We start from the raw sequence: 24,471 nt of genomic DNA, 5'->3' as shown, positions 1-24,471 counted from the left end.
TCCAGGGCGTACGCGGTCCGTGCGCCGGGGCGATCAGGGTGCGGGGGGATGTCCGAGGGGGGCTGTCAGTGGATGACGGAAGCCACTGTCGTCCAGCCAACATGGCGCGCACGCTCGCACTGGGAGTAGGCGCTCCGCAAGCCCCCCTGCGACGACAACCCTTCACACCGGAGTGGCGCCGCGAGTCAAAAGCCACCCGTCGTCACGCACGAACGCCCCGGCTTCGCTGGGGAAAGAAGGACCGTCTACCGCGGGGCCGACTTGCGCAGCAGGAACAACCCCAGGCCCATGCCCAGCGTCCACTTGAAGGCCGCCGCGAGCGGCGTGTCACGCAGCCTGGGCGGAGCGGACGGTGGGTCATCCAGGGGCCGGCCCGTCACCGGGTCCACCACGGGATGGAAGCCCGGAGCGCCCGGAAGCAACGCACCTCCAGCCTCCAGTTCCGTCTTGGTGGCGGTCAGCGCCTTGCCCTGCTCCGGGACCTTCTGGCCCGGCGCCTTTCCCTCCGGGGAGCGGTGCTCGAGGATGGCGTTGATTTCCGCGCCCAGCAGGATGACCTGCGCGGAGATCCACATCCACAGCAGCATGACGATGACACCGCCGATGGCGCCGTAGTTGACGTCGTACTTGCCGAAGTTGGCCACATACTGGGAGAAGCCCCACGACGCGAACACCCAGATGAGCACGCCCACCACCGAGCCTGGGGTGATGAAACGGAACTTCTGCTTCACGTCCGGCAGCACGTAGTACAGCACCGCCCACAGGAACATCATCAGCAGGCCCGCGACCGGGAGCCGCAGCCACATGAGCACGGTGCCCAACCCGCCGGGAAGCTTGCCAGCGATGACCGGCGTGACGATGACCGCGAACGCCGCGAAGATGGCCACCGCCGCGCCGCCCAGCGTCACCAGCAGCGCGATGCCGCGCAGCTTCCAGATGGGACGCGACTCCGTCACGCCGTAGACCTTGTTGAGCGCCGTCATCAGCGCCACCACGCCCGCGGAGGCCGCCCAGACGGCACCGACGCCGCCCACCGTCAGCAGCCCCACCGGCCGGCTGTTCGCCAGCGCCTCGATGCGCTCGCTCAGGATGGACGTCACTTCCCGGGGCGCCACCCGCGCCAGTTCCTGGATGAGCACCTGGGCCTGGGCGGGCTCGATGAGGAGACCCGCCAGCGACACCAGGAACAGCAGGAATGGGAACAGCGCCAGAATCACCCGGAAGGTGAGCGCGCCAGCGACGTCCCCCACCTCGTCGCGCGTCCACTCGTCCTTCAGCGCCAGAAAGAACTTCTTCCAGCTCATTCCCTTGCCAGGGAGAACCATTCCGCCTCCTCGGAGGTGCTGCGACCGGGGGAACGATGCGCATTCCCCACACCCCAGGCGACCTCCAGCCCCCAGCTTCCCTGCATGCGGCCGGAGGACAGGCGAGCAGGAAGCCCCTGGAAGGCGCCTTCCCGGAAATCCCTTCGTTCTCGGTCCTCCCCCCTAGGCAGGAGAGCGTTCATTGGCGTACACCTTGGACGGGGGCCGCCGGTCGGTTCCGCCGCGGCCCCCTCTCCCGAGGACGCCATGTTCGTCTCCTGTCTCCTGAGTGTCAGCCTGGCGCTGAGCGCCGGCGCCACACCCGGAATGCCCCCGGACACCCAGGCACCCGCCCCTTCGCACACGCTGTGGCTCGTCCAGGCCCTGTACCCAGGACAGGACGCGTTGCTGCAACGCACCGAGGAAGGGATTGCCGCGCTGATACCGCAGGACGTGCAGGCGGAGCAGCTCATCGGCCGGGGCGCCCTGGCCATGCACCTGAAGGGCCAGGGTGGCGACCTGCGCTGCGTGTCCGGCGAGGCGCGCTGCCGGGAGCCGCTGGAGGCGTACCTGGAATCACTGGGCCTGGAGCGCGTGGTGCTGGTGCAGGTGGGCCAGGACGACGCCGGCTACCGCTTCCGCGCCGTCAGCGTCCGGCCCGGCACGGGCGCCCGGGGGCAGGCGGAGACGGCGAACCCCGCGTTCGAGAAGGCCCTGGCCGGCGTGCTGGTGAAGTTCCTGTCGCTCAATGCCACGGTGGTGGCGGAGACGACGCCCGCGGGGGCCACCGTCTTCATCGACGGCGTGAAGGTGGGCTCCACGCCCTTCACCACGGAGGTACTGCCGGGTGAGCACACTTTCCGCTTCGAGCTGGCTTCGCACCTTCCGAAGGAAGAGACGCGCGTGATGAGCTCGCGCCAGCAGGTGAAGCTGAACGCGGCGCTGGAGAAGGTGCCCGCGCGGCTGGTGGTGAAGGCGCAGCCGGAGGGCGCGGAGATTCGCGTGGACGGCCAGCCGGTGGGGACCACCGCGGTGGACCAGGGCATCCAGCCCGGCACGCGCAGGGTGTCGCTGACGCTCGACGGCTACGAGCCCCACGAGGTGAAGGCGGAGATCGCGCCCGGCGGGACCTACACGCTGGAGCACGCGCTGACGCCCACCTCCATGCAGGCCTTCAAGCTGGCCATGCGCCGCCGCAAGGAAGCCACCATGGCGCGGCAGAGCTACCTGGAGGCCTCGTTCGAGATGCAGCGCCTCACGGGCACGTCGCTGGCGTCCCAGCCGCTGAGCACCTCGGAGGAACTGGAGAGCCTGCGCACCCGGGACGTGCGCGCACCGGGCTCGCGCAACCTGCGCGGCGTAGGTGTCGAGTACGGCCGCTATGGGCAGTTCTTCGGCGTCATGCTGGTGGGCGCCACCTACGCCTCCACCGGCGACACCTGGACGTTGGGCATCGACGTACCGCCTGGCGTGGGCGGCGTGGGGCCGGACGGCGTGTCGTCGCTGGACACGCGGGTACAGGCGGTGTCGCTGCGCGCGCTCCAGCCGCAGCTGCGCTACGTGCTCGGGCCCGTGTCCTTCGCCATCCAGGTGGGACTGGAGGGCCGAGGACTGCTGGTGAAGGAACGCGCGGGTGAGGCGGCCATCTTCAAGGACGGCCTCTACGCGCTGGACCTGCACGCGTCCGGACAGGCCACCGCGCGCATCTTCGTGTACGAGGGCCTGTACGCCTCCGTCGCGTACCAGCACAGCTTCACGCTGCTGAAGAAGATTGCCGGAACGAGCAACATTCGCGGAGGGCTGGGCTATGCGTTCTGACCTGCGGCGCCTGACGTGGGCCTGTGTGCTGCTGACGTGTGGCCTGTCCCTGGCCGAGCCCCTGGTGGGGCCCTCCGTCGGCCGTGGCGATGCGCTGCTGGCCGAGGGCACCCGCCTCTACAACAAGCGCAAGCACAAGGACGCGGCGGAGGTGTTGCTCCAGGCCACGCGCGCCAACCCATCCCTGCTGCCCGCCTACCTCGGCCTGGCCCGCGCGCGCATGGGGGCGAAGGACGTCCCCGGTGCCTGCGCCGCCTACCGCGCCTATGTGCGCAGCGCGCCGGACATCCAGGACCGCACCAAGGCGCAGCGCGAGCTGGCCCTATGCGAGCGCAAGCTGAAGGCTGCGCGCCGCAAGAAGCGCAACAAGGTGCCGCCCGACATGACGGCCCGGCACGTGGAGCTGAAGGCCGGCTTCTTCGCCGCGCTGGAGGAAGGCCGGCTGGTGGGCCCCGGCGCGGCGGGCGAGACGCTGCGCACGCTGGTGTCCGAGGGCTACCTGGGCACGGACCTGGGGGACATGGCCGCGCGGCTGAGCACGGCCTCCCAGGCCACCACCGACGACCTGCACCAGCGGGCCCTGGCCGGTGAAGCGCTCCCCACGGCGCGCCTGCGGGAGTCTGGCGCGCTCTTCGACCTGGCTCGCGACACGGGGGAGCCGTCCGCCAATGCCGCTGCCCAGGCGCCCTTCCTGGAAGGGCTCGCGGCGCTCCAGAGTGGAGACCCCGCCGGGGCGCAGCGCCTGTTCGCGAAGGCCGCATCAGCGGCGCCCGAGCGCGCCGAGTACCGCGTGTGGCGCGCCGCCGCGCTCCAGCGCGCCGGAGATTTGGACGGCGCGCTGACGGTGCTGGAGACGGACCTGCCGCAAGATGCGCGCACGGACGTGCTCCGCGCGGCCTCCGCCCAGCGGAAGTCTCCCGAGGCGGGAGCTCGCGAGTTGGAGCGCATCCTCTTCCAGCGCTACGCCCCGGCCACGCGCTGACCGCGGTCCCCTCCCCTCCGGCCCAGCAAGGACACCATGTCGCTCTTCATCTGCCAGCGGTGCGAGGTCCAGCATGAGAAGTGGGACGGCGCCTGTCCGGCCTGTGGCGGCACCGAGCTGCTGACGGTGGCGCCGGCCGTGGACCGGATGCTCGGCCGTGTCGTGGCAGGCCGCTTCCGCATCCTCCGGCGGCTGGGCCAGGGCGGCATGGGTTCGGTGTACCTGGCCGAACAGGTGGGCATCGGCCAGCAGGTGGCGATGAAGTTCCTCAACAGCGGCCTGTCCATGGACCCGGACGTGGCCCGCCGCTTCCTCAACGAGGCCAAGAGCTACGCGCGGGTGGCGCACCCCAACGCGGTGACGCTGCACGACTTCGGGCAGGACGAGGAAGGCAGCCTCTACATCTCCATGGAGTATGTGGAGGGGGATGACCTCAAGAGCCTGCTCGCCACCTGTGGCCGGCTCGCGCTCGACGAAGCCGTGGACATCGTCCTCCAGGTGGCGGACGTGCTCGCCTATGCCCACGCGCGCCAGGTCATCCACCGCGACCTCAAGCCGGAGAACATCATGGTCCGGCAGGGCATGCGCGGCTGGCACGTGAAGGTGCTGGACTTCGGCATCGCCCGAATCACCGACGGCGCGACACGGCTCACCCTCCAGGGCTCGGTGGCCGGCACGCCGCGCTACATGTCCCCCGAGCAGGCCATGGGCCTGGACGTGGACGCCCGCGCGGACGTGTACGCGGTGGGCATCGTCCTCTTCGAGCTGCTCACCGGTCAGCAGCCCTTCGACGGCAACAGCGTCACCGAAATCATGCAGAAGCAGGTCCACCAGCCCATGCCACGACTGGCGCAGGTGACGGCGGACCTCCAACATCCAGCCGTCGACGCCGTCATCCAGAAGGCCACCGCGAAGCGCCGCGAGGAGCGCTACGCCACCATGGAGGCCTTCGCGTCGGACCTGGTCAACGCGCTGCCCACCCTCACCAGCCGGCGCGCCGTCAGCGGCGTCAACCCCGCCATCACCGGCGGCGGTCTCGAACCAGCGCGACCGGCCACGCTCCTGTTTGGCACGGAGGGCTCCGAGGCCACCCTGGTGCGCGCCGCCCCGGCGGAGCCCCCGCCGGTGACGGGCACCGCGCCCATTCCGCTGACCCAGCCCGCCGCGCCCTCCGGGCTCCGGGTGGGCGCAGAGGGCTTCAACAAGACGGCGCACGCGGCCTCCCCCTACGCGGCGCCGAAGCGCTCGAAATCCAGCGCGGTGGTGGGGCTGAGCATCGCGGGCTTCCTGCTCCTGGGCGGCGTGGGCCTCGTGGCCCTCCGGGGCGGGAGCGGCGACGACGTCAAGGAGGGAACCCTGGTTCCAGTCGCCTCCCCGGCGCAACCGGCGCCCCCCGCCAAAGAGGCCGGAGCGTCACCTCACGCCACCACCGGGACGGTGGAGACGGCGCCCGACGATGTCGCGACCCGGCAGCTCAAGGTGCTCGCGGCGGGACAGGCCATCGACATCGGCAATGACTTCAACGAAGGCCGGCTGGACAGCGCGATGAAACGGCTGGCCCAGGCACGGAGCCTGGGCTTGGAGGCCGTCGAGCCCGAGCTGGCGGCACTCGCGGGCAAGGTGGAGGACGCCTCGAAGCGCATGGCCCGCGCCCGCGCCCTGGAGAATGACGGCAACTGCGAGACGGCCATCACCCTCTATCGCGCCTTGAAGCGCGACCATCCGCAGCTCGTGGAGGCCCAGCGAGGCATCCGGCGCTGCCAGGACATGCTGCCTCCAGAGGTGTCCGACTAGGCGGCAGAGCGCCGTCCGGCGTGGGCCGACGCTCAGGCTCCAGGCGCGCGGAGGAAGCCGCTCTCGACGAAGTACTTGAAGTAGGTGCGGAAGAGGGACTCGTCCACCAGCGGGCATTCGATGCCACTGCCCTCCAATCCCGCGCGCGTGTTCCGGTGGTCCACGCGCCCCCAGGATGAAAACAGTTGCAGGGGCCCCGCGCCGCCCGGCGCCTCCCGCGCTCCAATCAGCGGAGCGAGCGCGAAGAGGGCGTTGTGGTCCCGGCGCTCCGTCTCCCGCCGCAACTCATCGAGCCACTCGGCCTGCGACAGGCTGCGCAGCGAATAGCCCAACGTCTCCAGCCACCCCCGCAGCAGCCCGGCCGACACCGGCCGCGGGTGGCTCATATGGAACGTTCTCCCAAGGGATTGCGGCTCTTGCGCCAGGTGCACGATCGCCTTCGCGACGAAATCCACTGGGAGCAGGTCCAGCGTGCCATCCAACACCGGCATGCTGCCGAGCTGGATGAAGCTCTTCAGGGTTCGGGTGACGAAGTCGGTGGTATTCCAGACGCCCGTCTGGCTGTGGCCGGTCACGTTGCCCAGGCGGTAGATGGCGACCTGCATTCCCCGGCTGCGGGCCTGCGCCACCAACCGCTCCGCCACCCATTTGCTCTGGGCATAACCGGTGCGGAAGCCCGTCGCGCCCTCGATGGCATCATCCTCCGTGAGCAGGGCCCCTCCCCGGCGAAGATGCGGCGGGAAGACGGACAGCGTGGACACGTGGTGGAACACTTTCGGCCGGCCCCGGCACGCAAGCTCCAGAAGCGCCTGCGTCGCTTGCACGTTGGGCGCCCGCATCTCCCGGTACGGGTAGAGGAAGCTCACCTCCGCGCCGCAGTGGTAGATGGCGTCGATCCGCCCGGCGAGTGCGCCGAGCTGTTCGGACGAAAGCCCCAGCCCGGGCTTCGCCAGGTCTCCCGGGACAGGTTCGATCCGCTCCCGGAAGCGCTCCTCCCAGAGTCCATAGGCGCGGAGCCGCCGCTCCAGCCTGGCCCCCGCCTCCTCGCGCCCAGCCGCGCGGATGAGGCAGTGGATGCGCGCGGGCAGCCGCTCCAGCAGCTCCTTCAACAGGAAGGCGCCCACGAAGCCGGTCGCGCCCGTCAGCAGGAGGTGCCGAGGGGGGCGCGGCCGCGCGGGCATCGCGCCACGAGGTTCGATCCCGGGTGGCAGCACGGCGTCGGCCAGCGGATCCACCTCCGCATCCCCTCTCGGAACCGGCGAGCGCTCCAACGCCGCATCAATGACCGCCGCCATCCCCGCGACGGTCGGCTGCTCGAGCAGCGCCTGAAGCGACAGCTCGACCCTGAAGGTTGTGTGCGCCCGCATGGCGAACCGGACCGCCAGCAGCGAGTGTCCCCCCAGCGTGAAGAAGCTGTCGAACACGCCGGGAATCGAACTCCCCCCCAGCAGCTCGCGCCAGAGTCCCGCCACGGCTCGCTCGGTGGCGCTCCGCGGCGGGACGGATGCACCCGTCCCCCGTGGAGCCGCCCCCCACTCCGGCTCTGGCAATGCGCGGCGTTCGACCTTGCCGTTCGGCGTCAACGGGAAGCAGACCAGCGGGACGAACGCGGTGGGCATCATGGGCCCAGGCAACCTTTCCGAGAGCCACTGGCGCAGCGCCTGCACATCCAGCCCGTCCTGGCCCGTCCGCGGGATGAAGTACGCCACCAGCCGCACATCCTCGGCTGCGTGCACCCGGGCAACGACCACCGCCTGCGCCACCGCCGGATGCCCGGCGAGCGTCGTCTCGATTTCCGCCAGCTCGATGCGGTGGCCACGCACCTTCACCTGATGGTCCATGCGCCCAAGGAACTCGAGCCCCCCGCCCTCCCGCCAGCGGACGAGATCACCGGTGCGGTACAGGCGCGCCCCCAGCCTGGCCGAGAAGGAATCAGGAACGAAGCGCTCCGCCGTGAGCGCCGGCTGGCCGAGGTAGCCCCGAGCCACTCCCTCACCGCCGATGAACAGCTCGCCGGCGACGCCCACCGGCACCGGGCGCCCCCCCGCGTCGAGGACGTACAACTCCGTGTTGTCGATGGCGTGGCCGAGCGACGGTTCCGCCGCCTCGCCCTGGAGGCGCGCCACCGCGGACCAGATGGTCGTCTCGGTGGGGCCATACAGGTTCCAAACGCTCACGGCCGCGTCCCGGAGCGCGCGGGCGAGCGGCCGGGACATGGCCTCTCCACCGCAGAAGGCTCGCAGCCGCAGGCCCACCGGGAGCCCGGCCTGCAACAGCATCTGCCAGGTGGCGGGGGTGGCCTGCAGCACGCTCGCGCCGCACCGGCTCAACCCCGCGGCCAGGAGTGCCCCATCGCGTTGCCACGCCTGCGGAGCAATCACCACGCGGGCGCCCACCGCCAGCGGCAGCAAGAACTCCAGCCCCGCGATGTCGAAGGAGAGTGAGGTCAGCGCGAGCACCACGTCCTCGGGCCCCAGCCCCGGCTCGCGCCGCATCGACTGGAGGAAGTTGAGCACGTTCTGGTGCGTCACCATCACGCCCTTGGGACGCCCGGTGGAGCCGGAGGTATAGAGGACGTACGCCAACCGGGTGGAGAGCGCCGACCGCGGTGGAGGCGTGGAGGGCAACGCGGCCAGCTCACCGCGAACGTCATCGAAGAGGATCGACCGGACCTGCCCCGTGGGAAGCCGGCCGCGCACCGCGGAGTGCGTCAACAGCACGGTCACGCCCGCGTCCGCCATCATGTAGGCCGTCCGCTCGGCTGGGTAGTCTGGATCCAGCGGGACATATGCCCCACCCGCTTTGAGCACCCCCAGCACCGCGACCAGCAGCTCCAGCGAGCGCGGGAGACAGAGCCCCACCCGCGCCTCTGGACCCACGCCATGGCTTCGCAGCATGTGGGCAAGCTGGTTCGCGCGCGCGTCCAGCTCGCGGTACGTCACCCGCTCGTCCTGGAACACCGCCGCGACCGTCTCCGGAGTGCGCGCGGCCTGGGCTTCCAAGAGGGCGGGGAGATCGGCCTCAACCGCGGGTGCCACTCGCGGTCCTCGGCCGCGCTCCAGCAGCGCCGACAGTTCGCCCCCTGGCAGCAACTCCAGCGACGCCAACGCCTTGGAGCCTCCCTCCACCAGCGCCCAGAGTGACTGCTCCAGGTGCCCCAACAACCGCTGGATCACCTCATCGCTGAACCGGGCGCGCTCGTAGGAGGCCCAGAGTTCGAGCGCCTCGCCCGGACGCGCGGTGATCGTAAGCGCATAGGGAGCACGCGCCGCGCCGAAGCGGCGCTCGACAACGAGCCCGGTGCCCGGCGGGCTCCAGCACGCCGCCTCCGCAGGGTAATTCTCGAAGACGAGCAGGCTCTCGAAGAGCGCCTCACCGGGCTTGCCGGCGCACCACCGCTGGACCTCGGCGAGCGGTGTCTGCTCGTGAGCAAGGAGCTCGGTGAGCCGAGCCTGGAGCGTGCGCAGCCAGCCGTCGGCGGTGGCCTGGGAGGGCACCTCCACCCGCACGGCCAACGTGTTGAGCAGCAACCCGGCGATGCCTTCCACTCCGTCCAGTTCGATGGAACGCCCGGACACCGCCAGCCCAAACATCACCTCGCGCTGGCCGCTGTAGCGCCCCAGGAGCACGGCCCACGCTCCCGCCAGAAGCGTGTTCAGCGTGATGCGGTGACGCCCCGCCAGGGCCTTGAGCCGGGCGGTCCGTCCGGCGTCGAGCCGCAGCCGCAGCGCCGCGTCCGGCTCCGGCACGCGGTTGGTGGGCCGGCGGTCCACGAACAGGGGTGTTGGAGAGACGCCAGGCCCCAGCGATTCCCGCCAGAACGGAGCCTCCGAGGAGAAGTCACGCGAGCGGACCCATCGCACGAAATCCCGGTACGGCCGGGCCGGGGGCAGCGCATGGCGGGTCCCAGCCCGGAGCGCCGCGTACGTGGCGAAGAGTTCGCCCAGAACGAGCGCCGCGCTCCAGCCATCAAAGACGAGGTGGTGCAGGCTCCAGACGGCCCAATACCGCCCATCCTCCAGCCGGACCACCGACAGGCGCACCGGCGGCGCGTCTGTGAGCGCAAAACCGCGCGCCCGATCCTCGGCGAGAAAACGCTCGCGCTGTTCCTCGAACGCGAGCGGATCCTGTGAGCGCCAGTCCCACCACTCGATTGGCGGCAACTCCCGCGCCTCGGACTGGCGTGGAGCGGAGAGCCCCTCCCACTGGAAGCGCATCCGCAGCCCCGGATGACGGGCTCCCACCTCACACCAGGCTTGCTCGATAAGCTCCGGAACGAGCGGACCGCGAAGTTCGAACTCCAACTGCTCGTGGTACACGCGCGAACCGGGCGCGAGCAGCGTGTGGAACAGCATTCCCTCCTGCATGGGCGTGAGCGGATACGGCTCTGCCACGGCAGAAGAGGGCCACTCTTCCTCCAGGACAGCGGAGTCGCGCCCTCCCTCCGGGAGTTGCTGCGAGGCCGCGCGCAGCACCCCGGCGAGCTCCGCGATGGTGGGATGGCTGAAGAGCTGGGAGGGCCGGCACCGGCAACCCGCCTCGCGGAGACGGGCAGCGATCCGGACAGCGAGGATGGAGTCCCCTCCCAGCTCCAGAAAGTGCGCGTGGCGTCCCGGGGGCGCGACGCGCAGCACCTCTCCCCAGAGCTGAGACAGCCTTTCCTCCAGCGAATCCCGCGGCGCCTCCTGAATGCCTGATGGCACGAGGCGGTTGAACGCCGATGGCTCGGGCAGCGCGCCACGGTCCACCTTGCCTGTCAGAGTCAGGGGAAGTCCGTCCAACTGAACGAAGACCGCCGGAACCATGTAGTCCGGCAAGGACCGCTCCAGGAACGCCCGAAGCGCCGTGAGCCCAAGCGGCTCCGCGGCATTCCGCGCCGGGACGACATAAGCCACCAGTCGGCTCTCGCCCTCCCCTTCGCCATGGACCACCACCGCCTCGCGGAGCCCGGGGTGGCCCACGAGGGCCGCCTCGATCTCACCCAGCTCGACACGGTAGCCACGAACCTTGACCTGATGATCGCGGCGGCCAAGGAACTGCAGCGTCCCATCCGGCATCCGTCGGACGAGGTCTCCCGTGCGGTACAGCCGCGCGCCCGGCTCCTCGCTGAACGGATCCGGGACGAAGGCAGCCGCGGTGAGGTCCGGGCGCCGGAGGTATCCCCGTGCCAGCCCCACGCCCCCGATGAAGAGCTCTCCCACCTCACCCGGCGCGGAGAGGAAACCGCGTGCGTCCAGGACATGGAGCCGCGTCTTCGCCACCGGCGCTCCCATCGGGACATAGGGGCGCGTCTCCCCCGGGACACAGTCCCAGCAGGAGGCATCGATGGTCGCCTCGGTCGGCCCATATTGGTGGTGAAGCCGCGCCGGCACCCGCGCCAGCAACCGCTCACACAAGGAGACCGGGACCACCTCGCCACCACAGAAGACGTGCCGCAGCGATAGGCAGCGCTCCAGCTCCGGCGCCGCCAGCAGCACCCGAAGCAGCGTGGGGCCGAAGTGCGCGACGGACACGTTCTGCCGCGCGATCAAGCCGGCCAGGTAGCTTCCATCCCGCTGCCCGCCCGGCCGAGCGAGCACCAGGCGCGCGCCAGCGATCAGCGGCGCGAAGATCTCCCAGACCGAGATGTCAAAGCTCAGGGAGGCCTTTTGCAGGAACGCGTCTGCCGCGCCCAGAGGGTACGTCTCCTGACGCCAGCGCAAGTGGTTGGCCACCGCCTGGTGCGTCACCATCACGCCCTTCGGGCTCCCAGTAGAGCCCGATGTGTAGATGACGTAGGCCAGGTGCTCGGCGGTGGGTCCGCTATCGGGCGGAGAATCGGGCTCGGAAGCAATCCGGGCCGCATCCCGCCGCAGCTCGACGGCGCGATGGCCGCCCCACTCCCATCGCACGTCCACGGAGCCGGAGGTCACCAGCAGGTCCGCGCGCGCCTCCGCCAGGAAGAGCCGCAGGCGCTCGGCGGGGTACTCCGGATCGAGCGGAAGATAGGCACCCGCCGCCTTCCAGATGCCGAGCACACAGACCACCATGTCGATGGAGCGAGGGACGTGCAGTCCCACGATGGACTCGGGTCCCACCCCCAGCCGCCGCAGGTGGTGGGCGAGCCGGTTGGCACGAGCCTCCAGCTCCCCGTAGGACACCTCCTCCTCTTCGGACCAGATCGCGATGGCGTCCGGCGTGCGCCGGGCCTGCTCCGCGACCTGCTCGTGCAGCAGGAAGGATGAAGCGTCCTCGAGAGGGAGACCCACCTGCGGTGTCGACCTTGCCATTCCTCACCGCCTCGAACGCTTCCCCACCCGGCCCACGCGCCCGCCCGGGAACGGCTGAAGCGCGCTGCCGTCTGGACGTGCTCACGCGACGTGGGGGCTGCGCATCCGGACGTTCATCCTGAACCCTCCGGTGAGAGTCCAGGATTGTGCCAATCATGGGAAAGTCATGCAAGTGCCGCTCGCGGCTCCGACAGCGAACCAGCGCCTGGCACATGACGTTAGGATTGCACGGTGGAGGCCTGTCTCGCGGGCCTCCCTCAAGGAGTGTCCGTGGACCTGGAACAGATCTCAGAGATCCTGACCCGCCTCGAACAGCACGAGACACGCGCCGCGCGCACCCTGAACATGGTGCCGAGCGAGAACAGCATGTCGGCGCTGGCCAAGCTGCCGATGCTGCTCGATCTACACCACCGCTATTTTTTCAATGATGGGGCAGAAGAGGAGCCCTGGGAGTTCCGGGGCGTACAAGAGCTGTCCTCGCTGGAGACCGAGCTGGCGAGGCCGCTGCTGCGCGAGCTGGCCGGCGCCGAGTTCGTCAACGTGCGCGCGCTGTCCGGGCTGAACCTGATGACCCTGACGCTGTCCGCGTTCGGAGGCCCCCCTGGCTCCACGGTGATGCTGCTATCCCGCGCCCAGGGCGGGCACTATGCGACCGCGAGCGTCGCCGCCCGGCTGGGATTGAAGGTCTGCTACGCCACGGGGCCCGACGCGCACACCGTGGACGAGACACAGTTCGTCGAGGCGCTGCGCGCCCACCAGCCGGGGCTCGTCTACATCGATCAGTCCAATGCGCTGTTTCCCCTGGACGTCGAACGGCTGGCGCGGGCCGTCCAGCGAGAGGCCCCGAACGCCCTGCTCCACATCGACGCAAGCCATTGGATGGGTCTGGTGCTCGGCCGCCAGCTTCCCAATCCGCTCGCGGAGGGCGCCCACTCCTTCGGCGGCTCCACCCACAAGACCTTCCCAGGACCGCAGAAGGCCATCTTCGCCACCAACCGGAGGGAACTCTTCGAGCGCTTCCGAGCAACCCAGCAGTACATGGTGAGCAGCCACCACTTCGGCGCGACGGTGAGCCTGGCGTTGGCGCTGCTCGAGTTCAAGCACTGCCGGGGTGAGCAGTACGCTGCCCAGGTGGTGCTGAATACCCGGCGCTTCGGCGCCGCGCTCGATCGTCTTGGGTTGGAGCTTGACGGCAAGGAACGCGGCTTCTCTGCCGGCCATCAGCTCTGGGTCCGGACGCGGGCATCCGGCGTGGACGCGTTCACCGCGAGCCAGCGGCTGTTCGACGCGGGCATCCGCACCAATGCCTATCCATCGCTGCCCGGCATTCCTGAACCGGTCCTCCGGGTCGGCCTGAACGAGCCCACGTACCACGGACTCATGGCCGACGACATGGAGGAGCTCGCCAAGCTCTTCGTCGCGGCGATCCTCCAGACGCAGCCGACGGAGCAGATCGCCGAACGTGTGGCGTCGCTGCGCGCGCGCTACCGGTTCCCCTACCGCTTCCCATCCGACGACCCCAAGCTGCTCGAACAAGCGATGCGACTGGTGCGTCTGGCGTTGACGCAGCCCGTGGCGTGAGGCCGCGGCGTGGCTTCCAGGGAACATGGACTGTCCGCGGAAGACGGGACAAGCTCGGACCATGAACCTGGTCCCCTTCGTGAACGAGCACCTGGAAGCGGCCGCCTCGCTGCTCGCCCTGCGGCACCGCGCCCACCGGGCCGCGCTCCCGCTGTTGCCGGGTGAGCCCGAGTCAGCCGCCGAAGCGCGGCGGATCCTGGAAGCGCTCCGGCAGCGGCCTCGCACGAGCGGCTTCGCCGCGCTCCAGAACGGGCAGCTCATCGGCTTCGCCCTCGGGACACTGCGGATCGACACCACATGGGGGCGCTCGGCCTGGCTGTTCGCGCCCGGCCACGCGCTCGCCCCGGGAACGAGTCCCGAGGTGTACCGCGACCTGTATGCGGCCCTGGCCGCGCAGTGGGTCCAGGACGGCTGCTTCGTTCACGCCGCGCTCGTCCCCGCCCATGATCGTCCCGCGCTCGAGGCCTGGTACGGCGCCGGCTTCGGGCATGAGCAAGTCCACGCGCTCCGTTCCCTGGACCCGGTGGACCTTCGGCCTGGCGCCCTGGACAGCCCCCTCCGGATCCGCCGCGCGGGCATGGACGATTTGGATCGGCTCCTGGAAATGGCGGGGCTCATCTCCGAGCACCAGCGCGCGTCACCGGTGTTCGCGCCGTACCTGCCCGAGTTCTCCGAAGACTGGCCGCAGGACTACACGGAGTTGATTGAGGGCGAAGCCGATCGCATCTGGCTCGCCGAGCAGGAAGGACGGCTGCTCGGGTTCGCCATCTTCAGCCCTGCTGAACAGTCCCCCGATGAAGTGCTGACGCCTCCGAATAGCGTCACCTTCACGGTAGGGGTCACACGGGAGGACGTTCGCTGCCGCGGCGTTGGCCGTGCGCTGTTCGCGCGCGGCGTGGAGGAGGCCAGGCGAATGGGATTCCGCGCCTGTATCACCGATTGGCGCGCAACCAATCTGACCGCCTCCCGCGCCTGGCCCCGCATGGGCTTCAGTCCAGCCCTCTACCGGTTGAGCCGCCGCATCGACGAACGCGTGGCGTGGGCGCGCGGCGCACGCTCCACCCATACATAGGCGTGGAACGTGTTCCCTGGATTGAACTGCCATTGAAACAACGGTACCTCTCACATTGCCGCCCTGCTCGCGGCGTGTCCCTCTCAACGAACCGGACGGGCTGACTGATGTCACACCACGCCATCGAAGACATCTACCCGCTCTCGCCCCTGCAACAGGGGATGCTCTTCCACACCCTGTACGCTCCCGAGGCAGGACAGTATTTCCTCCAGATTACGTGCACACTGGAGGGGCACGTGGAGCCGGCGCACTTCGAGGCAGCGTGGCAGCACGTCCTCGATCAGCACCCAGCGCTGCGCACCTCGTTCACCTGGGAGGAGTTGGAGGAGCCCCTCCAGGTCGTCCACCGTGCCGTCTCCGTGCAGCTCACCCGGCAGGATTGGGGCCACCTCGCACCCGAGGCACAGCATCGTGAGCTGGCGGCCCTCCTCGATGCGGATCGCCAGCGCGGGTTCGCGCTCGACCAGGCGCCGCTCATGCGGCTGCTCCTCATCCGCACCAGCCCTCGGACCCACACGTTCGTCTGGAGCTGTCATCACCTGCTGCTGGATGGCTGGTCACTCGGGCTGCTCCTCGAGGAGTGCCTCGACGCGTACCACGCGCTCGTCCGGGGCGAACGCCCCGCGCGCAGCGCCACGCGCCCCTACCGCGACTACATTGCCTGGCTCCAACAGCAATCATCCGGGCAGGCGGAGCACTTCTGGCGCGAGCGGCTGGCAGGCTTCTCCTCACCCACGCCCCTGCCGGTGGCGCGGGCCACGAAGGCCGAGGGTTCCTGGCATGGGCGCTCCTCACTCATTCTTTCCGAAGAGACGTCGGAGCAGCTCCGCGCCCTTGCCCGGACGCACGCGCTGACGCCAAACACCCTCTTCCAAGGCATCTGGGCGCTGCTGCTCAGCCGCTATAGCGGCCAGTCCGACGTCGTTTTTGGCACCACGGTGTCCGGACGGCCCGCTGACCTGCCGGGCGCGCAATCCATGGTGGGGATGTTCATCAACACCCAGCCGGTGCGGACGCGGGTCGATCCAGACGGCCTCGTCCTGCCATACCTCCAACAGCTCCAGCGCGAGCAGGCCGAAGCGCGCCAGTACGAGTACAGCTCGCTCGTGCAGATTCACGGCTGGAGCGAGGTGCCGCGCGGCCAGAACCTCTTCGAGACGCTGCTCGTCTTCGAGAGCTTCCCCTTCGCCCACGCCGAGACCTCGCCGGGCGGTGGCGCGACCGTCACGGACATCGAGACCTACGACTTCACCAGCTACATCCTTCACATCGACGTTGTCCCCGGCCCTGCCTTCACCCTCCTGGCGAGCTACGATCGCCGGCAGCTCGACGATGCGACGCTCGCGCGGCTGCTGACGCACTACGCGCGGCTGCTCGAGGAGCTGGCCCATCACCCCGAGCGGCGCCTGGACGAACTCTCGATGCTGCCGGACGCCGAGCGCCGGCAAGTCCTGCTCGACTGGAACCAGCAGCGGGCGGACTACCCGTTCAACAGCTCCATCCCGCAGCTCATCCAGGAGCAGGCCGCACGGACCCCGGACGCAATCGCGGTGACTCACCGCGACGACCAGCTCACCTACCGCGAGCTCAACGCCCGGTCCAACCAGCTGGCACATCCGCTCATCACGGAAGGCGTGGGGCCCGACATCGTCGTCGCGCTGCTCGGTGATCGAGGGGTGGACTTCCTCGCCTCCATCGTCGGGATTCTCAAGGCGGGAGGCGCCTACCTCCCGTTGGATCCGGACCACCCCGCCGAGCGGTTGGCGCAAATCCTCGGGCAGAGCCAGACCCCCATGGTGGTGGTGTCCCGAGAACGCCGCGCGCTGCTCGACGCGGCGCTGGCGCTCCTGCCCGCCGGTGCCCGGCCACGCGCATTGGAGATCCCAGAGTTGCTGGAGCGCCAGGCGCCAGCGGACGATCCGCCGTGCCGCAGCCACGGGCGGAACCTGGCGTATGTCATCTACACGTCCGGCTCCACGGGCGCCCCCAAGGGCGCCATGCTGGAGCACGCTGGGAAGATCAACCACATGCGCGGCATGATTGATTTCCTGCGGCTGGGGCCGGCGGACGTGATGGCTCAAACGGCCTCACAGTGCTTCGACATCTCCGTCTGGCAGTTCCTCGCCCCGCTGCTGCTGGGAGCACGCGTCCAGATTCTCGACACCGAGCTGACGCGGGATCCCGCCAGCTTCCTGGCGGAGTTGGACCGGACAGGCATCACAGTCCTCGAGGTGGTTCCCGCGTTGCTGACGGCGATGATTGAGCAGCTCGAGCGGATGGACCCCGCGCGGTTGCCGATGCAGTCGCTCCACTGCCTCATTCCCACCGGAGAGGTGCTCCCGCCCGCGCTTTGCAGACGGTGGCTGAAACTGTACCCGCGCGTGCCGCTGCTCAATGCCTACGGCCCGACGGAGACCTCGGACGACACGAACCTCTACACGGTGTCCCAGCCACCACCGGACGACGAGGAGCGCGTACCGGTGGGCTACGCGCTGCCGAACCTGACGATGTACATCCTGGATTCGCGGCTGCGTCCGGTGCCTGTCGGGCTCGCTGGGGAGCTGTACATTGGCGGCATCGGGGTGGGCCGCGGCTACCTGAACAATCCCACGCGCACGGCCGCGTCGTTCCTACCGGATCCGTTCTCCACCCTCAGCGGGGCGCGCTTCTACAAGACGGGTGACATCTGCCGCTATCGCCCCGACGGAAGCATCGAGTTCCTCGACCGGGCGGACTTCCAGGTGAAGATTCGCGGCTTCCGGGTGGAGCCCGGTGAGGTGGAGTCGGTGCTCGCCCGGCACCCAACGGTCAGGCAAGCCGTGGTGGTGGCGCGCGAGCTGCCCACCCGCGGCAAACAACTGGTCGCCTATGTGGTGCCACGCGAGGGGACCTGGCCCGGAGCTGCCGGGGGCAGCAGCCGCGACGGCCACGAGGGCATCACCCTCCTCCGTGAGTTCCTCCAGGGACATCTGCCGCACTACATGATGCCCTCTGTCTTCGTCGTGTTGCCCGCGTTGCCGCTGAACGCCAACGGGAAGGTGGACCGCAAGGCGTTGCCCATACCGGACGCCGCCGCTGCCCAGGAAGCGCGTGCGCCCTCGCCCCCTCGCTCCGATGTGGAGGAGCGGCTCGTGGCGCTCTGGCAAGAGGTGCTGTCGCGCCAGCCGATCGGCGTCGAGGATGATTTCTTCGAGCTCGGCGGCCACTCGCTGCTCGCTGTCCGCGCGCACTCCCGGCTGCGCGAACTCTTCGGCATCGACCTGCCGCTGCGGACCCTGTTCGAGCTGACCACGGTGGCCCGGCTGGCGGAGAAGATCGAGGCCCTCCGCTGGGCGACCTCGGGCCCTCCCAAGGACGAGCCGGAGGACATCGAGCGCGAAGAGGTGGAGTTGTGACAGTCCTCGAGCTGGTCACGGAGCTGCGCCAGCGGGGCGTAAGGCTGTGGCTGGAGCAGGAGCAGCTCCGTTGCAGCGCGCCCAAGGGCGTGCTCACCGAGGAGCTGCGCGCTTCCTTGCGCGCCCACAAATCGGAGCTGATCGACTTCCTTCGAGAGGCCCAAGCGGCCACCCCCACCCACGCCATCATCCCGAGCGCACCACGGCCCCCGCGGATTCCGCTGTCGTTCGCGCAGCAGCGGCTGTGGTTCCTCGACCGGCTCGAGCCGGACAGCGCCCTGTACAACATGGCGGTGCCGCTCAGATTGCGCGGCCCGTTGGACGTGGAGGCATTCCGGCGCGCCTGCTCCGAGGTCGTGCGGCGTCACGAGTCGCTGCGCACCACCTTCCAGATGGCCGAGGACCAGCCATTCCAGCACATCACCCCGCCAGCCCCCCATCCCGTCCCGTTGGTGTCGCTCGAGGAACATCCGCCTGACGGCCGAGAGGCGATGGCCTCGAGGATGGCTCGGGAAGAGTCCTCGCGGCCATTCGATCTGACCCGGGGACCGCTCGTGCGGACCACCCTGCTGCGGCTCGCTCCGGACGACCACGTGCTGCTGCTCACCCTCCACCACATTGTCTCGGACGGTTGGTCCGAGACCGTGCTCGTGCGGGAGGTGGCCGCGCTCTACACCGCGGCCCCCGGCACCGGGCCCGCGCTACCGGAGTTGCCCATCCAGTACGCGGACTTCGCGCTCTGGCAACGAAGCTGGCTCCAGGGGGAGGTGCTCGAACGCCAGCTCTCGTATTGGCGGCGGCAGCTCGCGGGCGCGCCGCAGGTGCTGGCGTTGCCAACGGACCGGCCGCGTCCGGCGGCGTGGAGTGGCGCGGGCGCTAGTCTGGCGTCCCTCATTCCCACGGAGCTGGCGGAGGCGCTCCGGGCAGCGGCCCGGCGCGAAGGCGCGACCCTGTTCATGATGCTGATGGCGGCGTTCCAAGCGCTCCTTCATCGCTACACCGGACAGGATGACATCGTCGTGGGCACGGACGTGGCCAATCGCAGCCGCGCCGAGACCCAGGGGCTGATCGGCTTCTTCGTCAACCAGCTCGCGCTGCGCACCCGCTTCGACGGAGATCCCCCATTCCGGGAGCTGCTCGGGCAGGTGCGCGCCACGGCGCTGGACGCGTACGCGCATCAGGACCTGCCTTTCGAAGAGCTGGTCAAGGTGCTCAATCCCGAGCGGAGCCGGGGCCATGCGTCCATCTTTCAAGTCAAACTCCTGCTCCAGGACGTGGCGCTCTCGGAGCTGTCGCTGCCCGGGCTCACGATTCAGCCGGTGGAGCTGGAACAGGCCTCCGCGAAATTGGACCTCACCGTCTTCGTGGCGGAGACGCCGCGGGGGCTGGAGTGCAAGTGGGAGTACAGCACGGAGCTGTTCGATGAAGGCACCATCCGCCGGATGGTGGCGCACTTCCAGCGGCTCCTGGCGGGCGCGGTGGCGGCCCCTGGCTGCCGCATCTCCGCGCTCCCGCTCCTGTCCGCGGATGAGGAGCAGCAACTGCTCGCCGTCTGGAACGACACCCGGGCGGAGTACCCCCACGCGGCCTGCGTTCATACGCTCTTCGAGGAGCAGGTCCGCCGGACGCCCGAGTCCCTCGCGGTCCTCCACGAAGGCTTCACGCTCCGCTACCGCGACCTGAACGAGCGAGCGAACCAGCTCGCCAGGCGCCTGCGGGCGATGGGCGTTGGCCCCGAGACGGTGGTCGGCCTGTGCCTCGAGCGCGGTCCGGAGTTGGTGGTGGGCCTGTTCGGCATCCTCAAGGCGGGCGGTGCGTACCTCCCGCTCGACCCCACCTACCCCTCCGAGCGGCTCGGCTTCATGCTCCGGGACGCCCGCGTTCCGGTGCTGGTCACCCTCGAACGAATCGCCGACCGGCTCCCCTCGCAAGGAGAGCAACTGCTGTGCCTGGACGCGGACCAGGAGCCGCTGGCGCGCGAGGCGACGTCGAATCTGGAGGCCCCCGTCACCGCCGGGAACCTGGCGTATGTGCTCTACACCTCGGGCTCCACCGGCACGCCGAAGGGGGCGATGATTGAACACCGGGGAGTGGTGAACTACCTGAGCTGGTGCACCGGCGCGTACCACGTGGCGGAGGGCTCGGGGGCTCCGGTGCATTCCTCCATCTCCTTCGACCTGACGGTGACGAGCCTTCTCGCGCCGCTGGTGGCAGGAAGGACGGTGACGCTGGTCCCAGAGGACGACCGGCTGGAGGGGCTGGCCAAGGCACTCCGCTCGAAGCCAGATTTCAGCCTGGTCAAGCTGACGCCGACGCACCTGAAGCTGCTCGCGCGGCAGCTCGACCCGGCGGCGCTGGCCGGACAGGCGCGAGCGTTCGTCATTGGCGGGGAGGCATTGACCGCCGAAGCGCTGGAGCCCTGGAGGAGCCACGCACCAGGGACACGGCTCATCAATGAGTACGGGCCGACCGAGACGGTGGTGGGCTGCTGCGTCCACGAGGCCAGGCCGGGTGACGCCCGCACGGGGTCAGTAGCGATCGGCCGGCCAATCGCGAACACGCGACTCTACGTGCTCGACGCGCACCTGCGCCTCGTACCGGTGGGAGTGCCCGGGGAACTCTATATCGGCGGGGACGGCGTGGCCCGCGGCTACCTGGCCCGGCCGGAGCTGACCGCGGAGCGCTTCGTGCCGGATCCGTTCGGCGACATCCCTGGCGCCAGGCTGTACCGGACTGGGGATCGGGTGCGCCGCTTCCCGGATGGAGTGCTGGACTTCCTCGGCCGCAGGGACGAGCAGGTCAAGGTGCGAGGATATCGCATCGAGCTGGGCGAGATTGAAGGGGTGCTCGGCCAGGCCCCCGGCGTCCGCGAGGTGGTGGTGGTCGCGCGCGAGGACCTCGAGGGCAGCAAGCGGCTGGTGGCCTACGTGGTACCGAATGAAGGCGCGGACGTGGAGCCCGAGGTGCTGCGCCAGCTCGCTCGCGCGAAGCTCCCGGAACACCTGGTCCCCTCGGTGGTGGTGCCACTGGACGCACTGCCCCTGTCGCCGAACGGCAAGGTGGACCGCAGGGCGCTCCCCGCGCCGGAGGCGCTCGCACGCGAACCCCACCACGCGTACGTCGCGCCTCGGACCCGCACGCAAGCCCTGCTGTGCTCCCTCGGTGCCGAGATCCTGCGCCTGGAACGGGTCGGCATCCGCGACAACTTCTTCGACCTCGGCGGCGACTCCATCCTGGGCGTGCAGCTGATTGGCCGGGCGAACCGGGCCGGCCTGCACCTGACCCCGAAGCAACTCTTCGATCATCAGACGTTCGAGGAGCTCGCTGCGGCGGCGGGTACCGGTGGGGCCATCATCGCGGAGCAGGGACTGGTCAAGGGTGACGTCCCACTCACCCCAATCCAGTGCTGGTTCTTCCGGCAGCCCCAACCCGCCCCCCACCACTTCAACCAGGCCGTGCTGCTGGAAACCCACGCGGCCTTCCGCTCGGACCTCCTCGATCCGGCGCTCCAGGCGCTCCTCGCCCATCACGACGCGCTCCGGCTGCGCTTTGAAGAAACCGGGCATGGCTGGACCCAGCACTGTGTCGAGCTGGAGCGCGCGCCAGCCGTGAGCATGTTCAATCTCTCCGGCTTGCCCCCGGAACATCAGCGCCGCGAATTGGAGGCCACCGCGGCAAGCCTCCAAGAAAGCCTGGATCTCCAACAGGGCCCACTGCTGCGGGCCGTGTGGTTCGACCTCGGCCACGGGAAGGCGGGACGCCTGCTGCTCCTCGCCCATCACCTGGCCGTGGACGGCTTCTCCTGGCGTGTCCTGCTGGAGGATCTCCAGGCGGCGTACCAGTCCCTCCTCCAGGGACGCGAAATCCACCTCCCTGCGAAGACCACCTCGTACCAGCACTGGTCCAGACGGCTGCGCGAGTACGCGGCCTCCGCCACCCCCGCCTTCGACTACTGGCGGCGGATGGATCGCTCCAATGTGGCAAGGCTCCCGGAGGACCTGCCCGGAGCATCGGCCGCCAGCGACACCGCCGCGGACGCCCGGACGTACACCGTGGAACTCGGAGCGGAGGAGACGTCCGCGCTCCTCCGCGAGGTGCCTGAGGCGTTCCGCTGCGGGATGAACGATGTCCTGCTCACCGCGCTCACCTCCGTGCTGTCGAATTGGACGGGGGGCCGAAGGTGGCTCGTGGACCTGGAGGGCCACGGCCGGGAGCCGCTGTTCGATGACGTTGACCTCTCTCGCACGGTGGGGTGGTTCACCTCCATCTTCCCTGTGGTGCTCGAAGCCCCCGCGGGTGGCGGCCTCCTGGAGTTGCTGGAATCCGTGAAGGCCCAGCTCCAGCGCATCCCGAACCAGGGCATCGACTTCGGCGTCCTGCGCTACCTGCGCCAGGGTGACGCCGGTGGCCTCCCCTCAGACGAAGCGCAGGTGCTGTTCAATTACCTGGGGCAATTCGATCAGGTGTTCGCGGGCGACGGCCTCTTTCAACCCGCGGAAGAGTCCCCAGGCCCGACCGTCAGCCCCCTGGCGCCGCGCACCCACGCGCTCGAGGTCAACGGACTCATTCACGCCGGTCGGCTGAGGATCGGCTGGGCCTACAGCGAGGCCCGCCACCACGCCTCGACGATCGCCCGACTCGCGGAGCGCTTCCTCCAGGTGCTGAGGGAGCTCGTCGCGCTCTCGCGCGCGGGCGGGCACCGGGGCCGCGCGGCCCGTTTCCCGCTTGCGCGGCTGGCACCGGTGTCTCTTGAGCGCCTGCTGGCGGAGGCGCCCGGCACGGAAGACGTGTATCCACTCGTGCTTGGCCAGCGCGAGATGTTCGAGCACACGCGAGCCCACCCCGGGGCGTGGGCTTACTTCACCCAGCTCTCGTGCCGATTGGTGGGCACCTTCTCGCCAGACACCTTCGTCGCGGCCTGCCAGCGTGTGATGGAGCGGCACCCGGCGCTCCGTGGCTCGGTGGCGCTGGAGGCGACGGCGGAGCCCCACCAGCTCGTCCACCGCGCCCCCTCGCTCCCCGTCGAGCGGCTCGACTGGACGAAGCGAACGGACAGTGAGGCGCGCGTCCTGCTGGAGCAATTCCTCGAGGCGGACCGTGAGACCGGCTTCAGCCCAGACCGGCCGCCGCTGCTACGGCTCACGTTCATCCAGCTCGCGCCTCAGGCATGCCACCTCGTGTGGAGCAGCCACCACGGCATGCTCGACGGTTGGAGCATGTCCCTGCTGCTGGAAGAAGTGTTCACGGTGTACGGCAGCCTCTCGCGCGGGGTCCCCGTGGAGCTGCCGCCGCGGCCCCCCTTCCGGGAACTCGTCGCCTGGGTGCAACGCCAGCAGCCCTGGCGCGCGGAGGAATACTGGCGGCGCGAGTTGGCGGGCCTGGCCGGACCACCGGCGGCCTCCCACGCCCCAGCCGGCGGGCAGCGACCTCTGGAGCATTCGCGGTATGCGGAACGAACGCTCGAGATGGCGCCGGCCACCACAACGGCGCTCCAGGAACTGGCGAGGACACACCGGCTCACGCTGAACACCCTCATCCAAGGTGCGTGGGCACTGGTCCTGGCCAATGGCCCTCGCGCCGAGGAGGTCGTCTTCGGGGTGACCGCGGCCGTGCGCCCCGTGGACCTCCCGGGTGTGGAGGACATGGTCGGGCACCTCATCAACACGCTTCCCACGCGGGTCCGGTTGGTACCGGGCGCTCCCGTCCTCGAGTGGCTGGCCCAGTTGCAAGCCCAACAGGCCGAGCAGCGCCAGTTCAGCCACGTTCCACTCTCGGCGTTGAGGCGTTGGACCGGGCTGCCAGACGACAACCCCCTGTTCGACAGCGTCCTCCGCTTCGAGAACTACCCCATCCGCTTCGTCCTCGAACGCACGGCACCGGGGTTCACGGTAGAGGCCATGCGGATCATCGATCGCTGGCCCTACCCGCTGTCACTGGTGGCAGTCCCGGGCCCACCGCTGAGGCTCGAACTCGGCTGGCAGCGCGATTGGATTGACGAGGACACGGCCACCCGTGCGCTGGCGCAAATGCAGTACGTGCTCGAGCGTCTCCTCGGGGACCCCGAACAGAGACTCTGTGCGTTGATGGAGGGACTCCAGGAGTGGGTGCCCCCGGCGCAGGTTGAATCAGGTAGCAGCGTCTGCGAGAATTCCGCAAAATCCGCAATTCATAGGTAGCGGTAGAGGGGAGCGCTCCCGGCCCACCCCGGAAGCAGCCCCAGCTCACCGTGGCGAGGCGGATCCGGCAGCAGCGGACC

9 protein-coding genes are annotated in these 24,471 nt (G+C 69.6%); 7 read left to right on the top strand and 2 right to left on the bottom strand.

Annotated elements, in window-relative coordinates; all coding sequences use genetic code 11:
• Nucleotides 1-245: 245 nt before the first annotated feature.
• On the bottom strand, nt 246-1,325 hold the full coding sequence (locus tag FL344_RS08470; protein ID WP_141618146.1) for a YihY/virulence factor BrkB family protein: 1,080 nt from the start codon (nt 1,323-1,325) through the stop codon (nt 246-248).
• A gap of 246 nt (nt 1,326-1,571) precedes the next feature.
• On the opposite strand from FL344_RS08470, the gene FL344_RS08465 reads away from it, so the two are divergent.
• The 3 genes from FL344_RS08465 to FL344_RS08455 are packed head-to-tail and all read left to right on the top strand — an operon-like array spanning nt 1,572 to nt 5,898.
• A complete protein-coding gene (locus tag FL344_RS08465) occupies nt 1,572-3,122 on the top strand; it encodes a PEGA domain-containing protein (protein ID WP_228564870.1) in 1,551 nt (516 codons plus the stop codon).
• Nucleotides 3,112-4,104: a lipopolysaccharide assembly protein LapB gene (locus FL344_RS08460; protein WP_141618144.1), complete on the top strand. Its 993-nt coding sequence runs from the start codon at nt 3,112-3,114 to the stop codon at nt 4,102-4,104. The genes FL344_RS08465 and FL344_RS08460 overlap by 11 nt, the downstream gene beginning before the upstream one ends.
• 36 nt (nt 4,105-4,140) lie before the next feature.
• Nucleotides 4,141-5,898 (top strand): serine/threonine-protein kinase, encoded by a 1,758-nt coding sequence (locus tag FL344_RS08455; protein ID WP_141618143.1) that lies wholly within the window; start codon nt 4,141-4,143, stop codon nt 5,896-5,898.
• A gap of 32 nt (nt 5,899-5,930) precedes the next feature.
• Here FL344_RS08455 and FL344_RS08450 read toward each other — a convergent pair whose 3' ends face one another.
• The gene (locus FL344_RS08450; RefSeq protein ID WP_228564869.1) at nt 5,931-12,167 is read right to left on the bottom strand and encodes a non-ribosomal peptide synthetase; all 6,237 of its coding nucleotides are present in this window, start codon (nt 12,165-12,167) and stop codon (nt 5,931-5,933) included.
• A gap of 270 nt (nt 12,168-12,437) precedes the next feature.
• On the opposite strand from FL344_RS08450, the gene FL344_RS08445 reads away from it, so the two are divergent.
• The 4 genes from FL344_RS08445 to FL344_RS08430 all read left to right on the top strand — a co-directional run bounded on the left by FL344_RS08445 (nt 12,438) and on the right by FL344_RS08430 (nt 24,391).
• Complete coding sequence (locus FL344_RS08445; RefSeq protein WP_141618142.1) at nt 12,438-13,748, top strand: hypothetical protein; 1,311 nt, start codon at nt 12,438-12,440, stop codon at nt 13,746-13,748.
• A gap of 61 nt (nt 13,749-13,809) precedes the next feature.
• On the top strand, nt 13,810-14,820 hold the full coding sequence (locus tag FL344_RS08440) for a GNAT family N-acetyltransferase (protein ID WP_228564868.1): 1,011 nt from the start codon (nt 13,810-13,812) through the stop codon (nt 14,818-14,820).
• Nucleotides 14,821-14,927: 107 nt separating this feature from the next.
• Complete coding sequence (locus FL344_RS08435; protein WP_141618140.1) at nt 14,928-18,215, top strand: non-ribosomal peptide synthetase; 3,288 nt, start codon at nt 14,928-14,930, stop codon at nt 18,213-18,215.
• Complete coding sequence (locus FL344_RS08430; protein ID WP_141618139.1) at nt 18,212-24,391, top strand: non-ribosomal peptide synthetase; 6,180 nt, start codon at nt 18,212-18,214, stop codon at nt 24,389-24,391. The genes FL344_RS08435 and FL344_RS08430 overlap by 4 nt, the downstream gene beginning before the upstream one ends.
• Nucleotides 24,392-24,471: the final 80 nt, after the last annotated feature.

The organism is Myxococcus sp. AB036A, from assembly GCF_006547355.1.
Taxonomy (GTDB): domain Bacteria; phylum Myxococcota; class Myxococcia; order Myxococcales; family Myxococcaceae; genus Myxococcus; species Myxococcus virescens.
The sequence above is the reverse complement of the archived record's forward strand: the minus strand, read 5'-3'. Positions and strand labels throughout refer to the sequence as shown.

What these genes read in the sequence shown, in the direction of transcription:
- FL344_RS08470 (WP_141618146.1), bottom strand. Translation starts at nt 1,325, where the DNA reads ATGGTTCTCCCTGGCAAGGGAATGAGCTGGAAGAAGTTCTTTCTGGCG.
- FL344_RS08465 (WP_228564870.1), top strand. Translation starts at nt 1,572, where the DNA reads ATGTTCGTCTCCTGTCTCCTGAGTGTCAGCCTGGCGCTGAGCGCCGGC.
- FL344_RS08460 (WP_141618144.1), top strand. Translation starts at nt 3,112, where the DNA reads ATGCGTTCTGACCTGCGGCGCCTGACGTGGGCCTGTGTGCTGCTGACG.
- FL344_RS08455 (WP_141618143.1), top strand. Translation starts at nt 4,141, where the DNA reads ATGTCGCTCTTCATCTGCCAGCGGTGCGAGGTCCAGCATGAGAAGTGG.
- FL344_RS08450 (WP_228564869.1), bottom strand. Translation starts at nt 12,167, where the DNA reads ATGGCAAGGTCGACACCGCAGGTGGGTCTCCCTCTCGAGGACGCTTCA.
- FL344_RS08440 (WP_228564868.1), top strand. Translation starts at nt 13,810, where the DNA reads ATGAACCTGGTCCCCTTCGTGAACGAGCACCTGGAAGCGGCCGCCTCG.
- FL344_RS08435 (WP_141618140.1), top strand. Translation starts at nt 14,928, where the DNA reads ATGTCACACCACGCCATCGAAGACATCTACCCGCTCTCGCCCCTGCAA.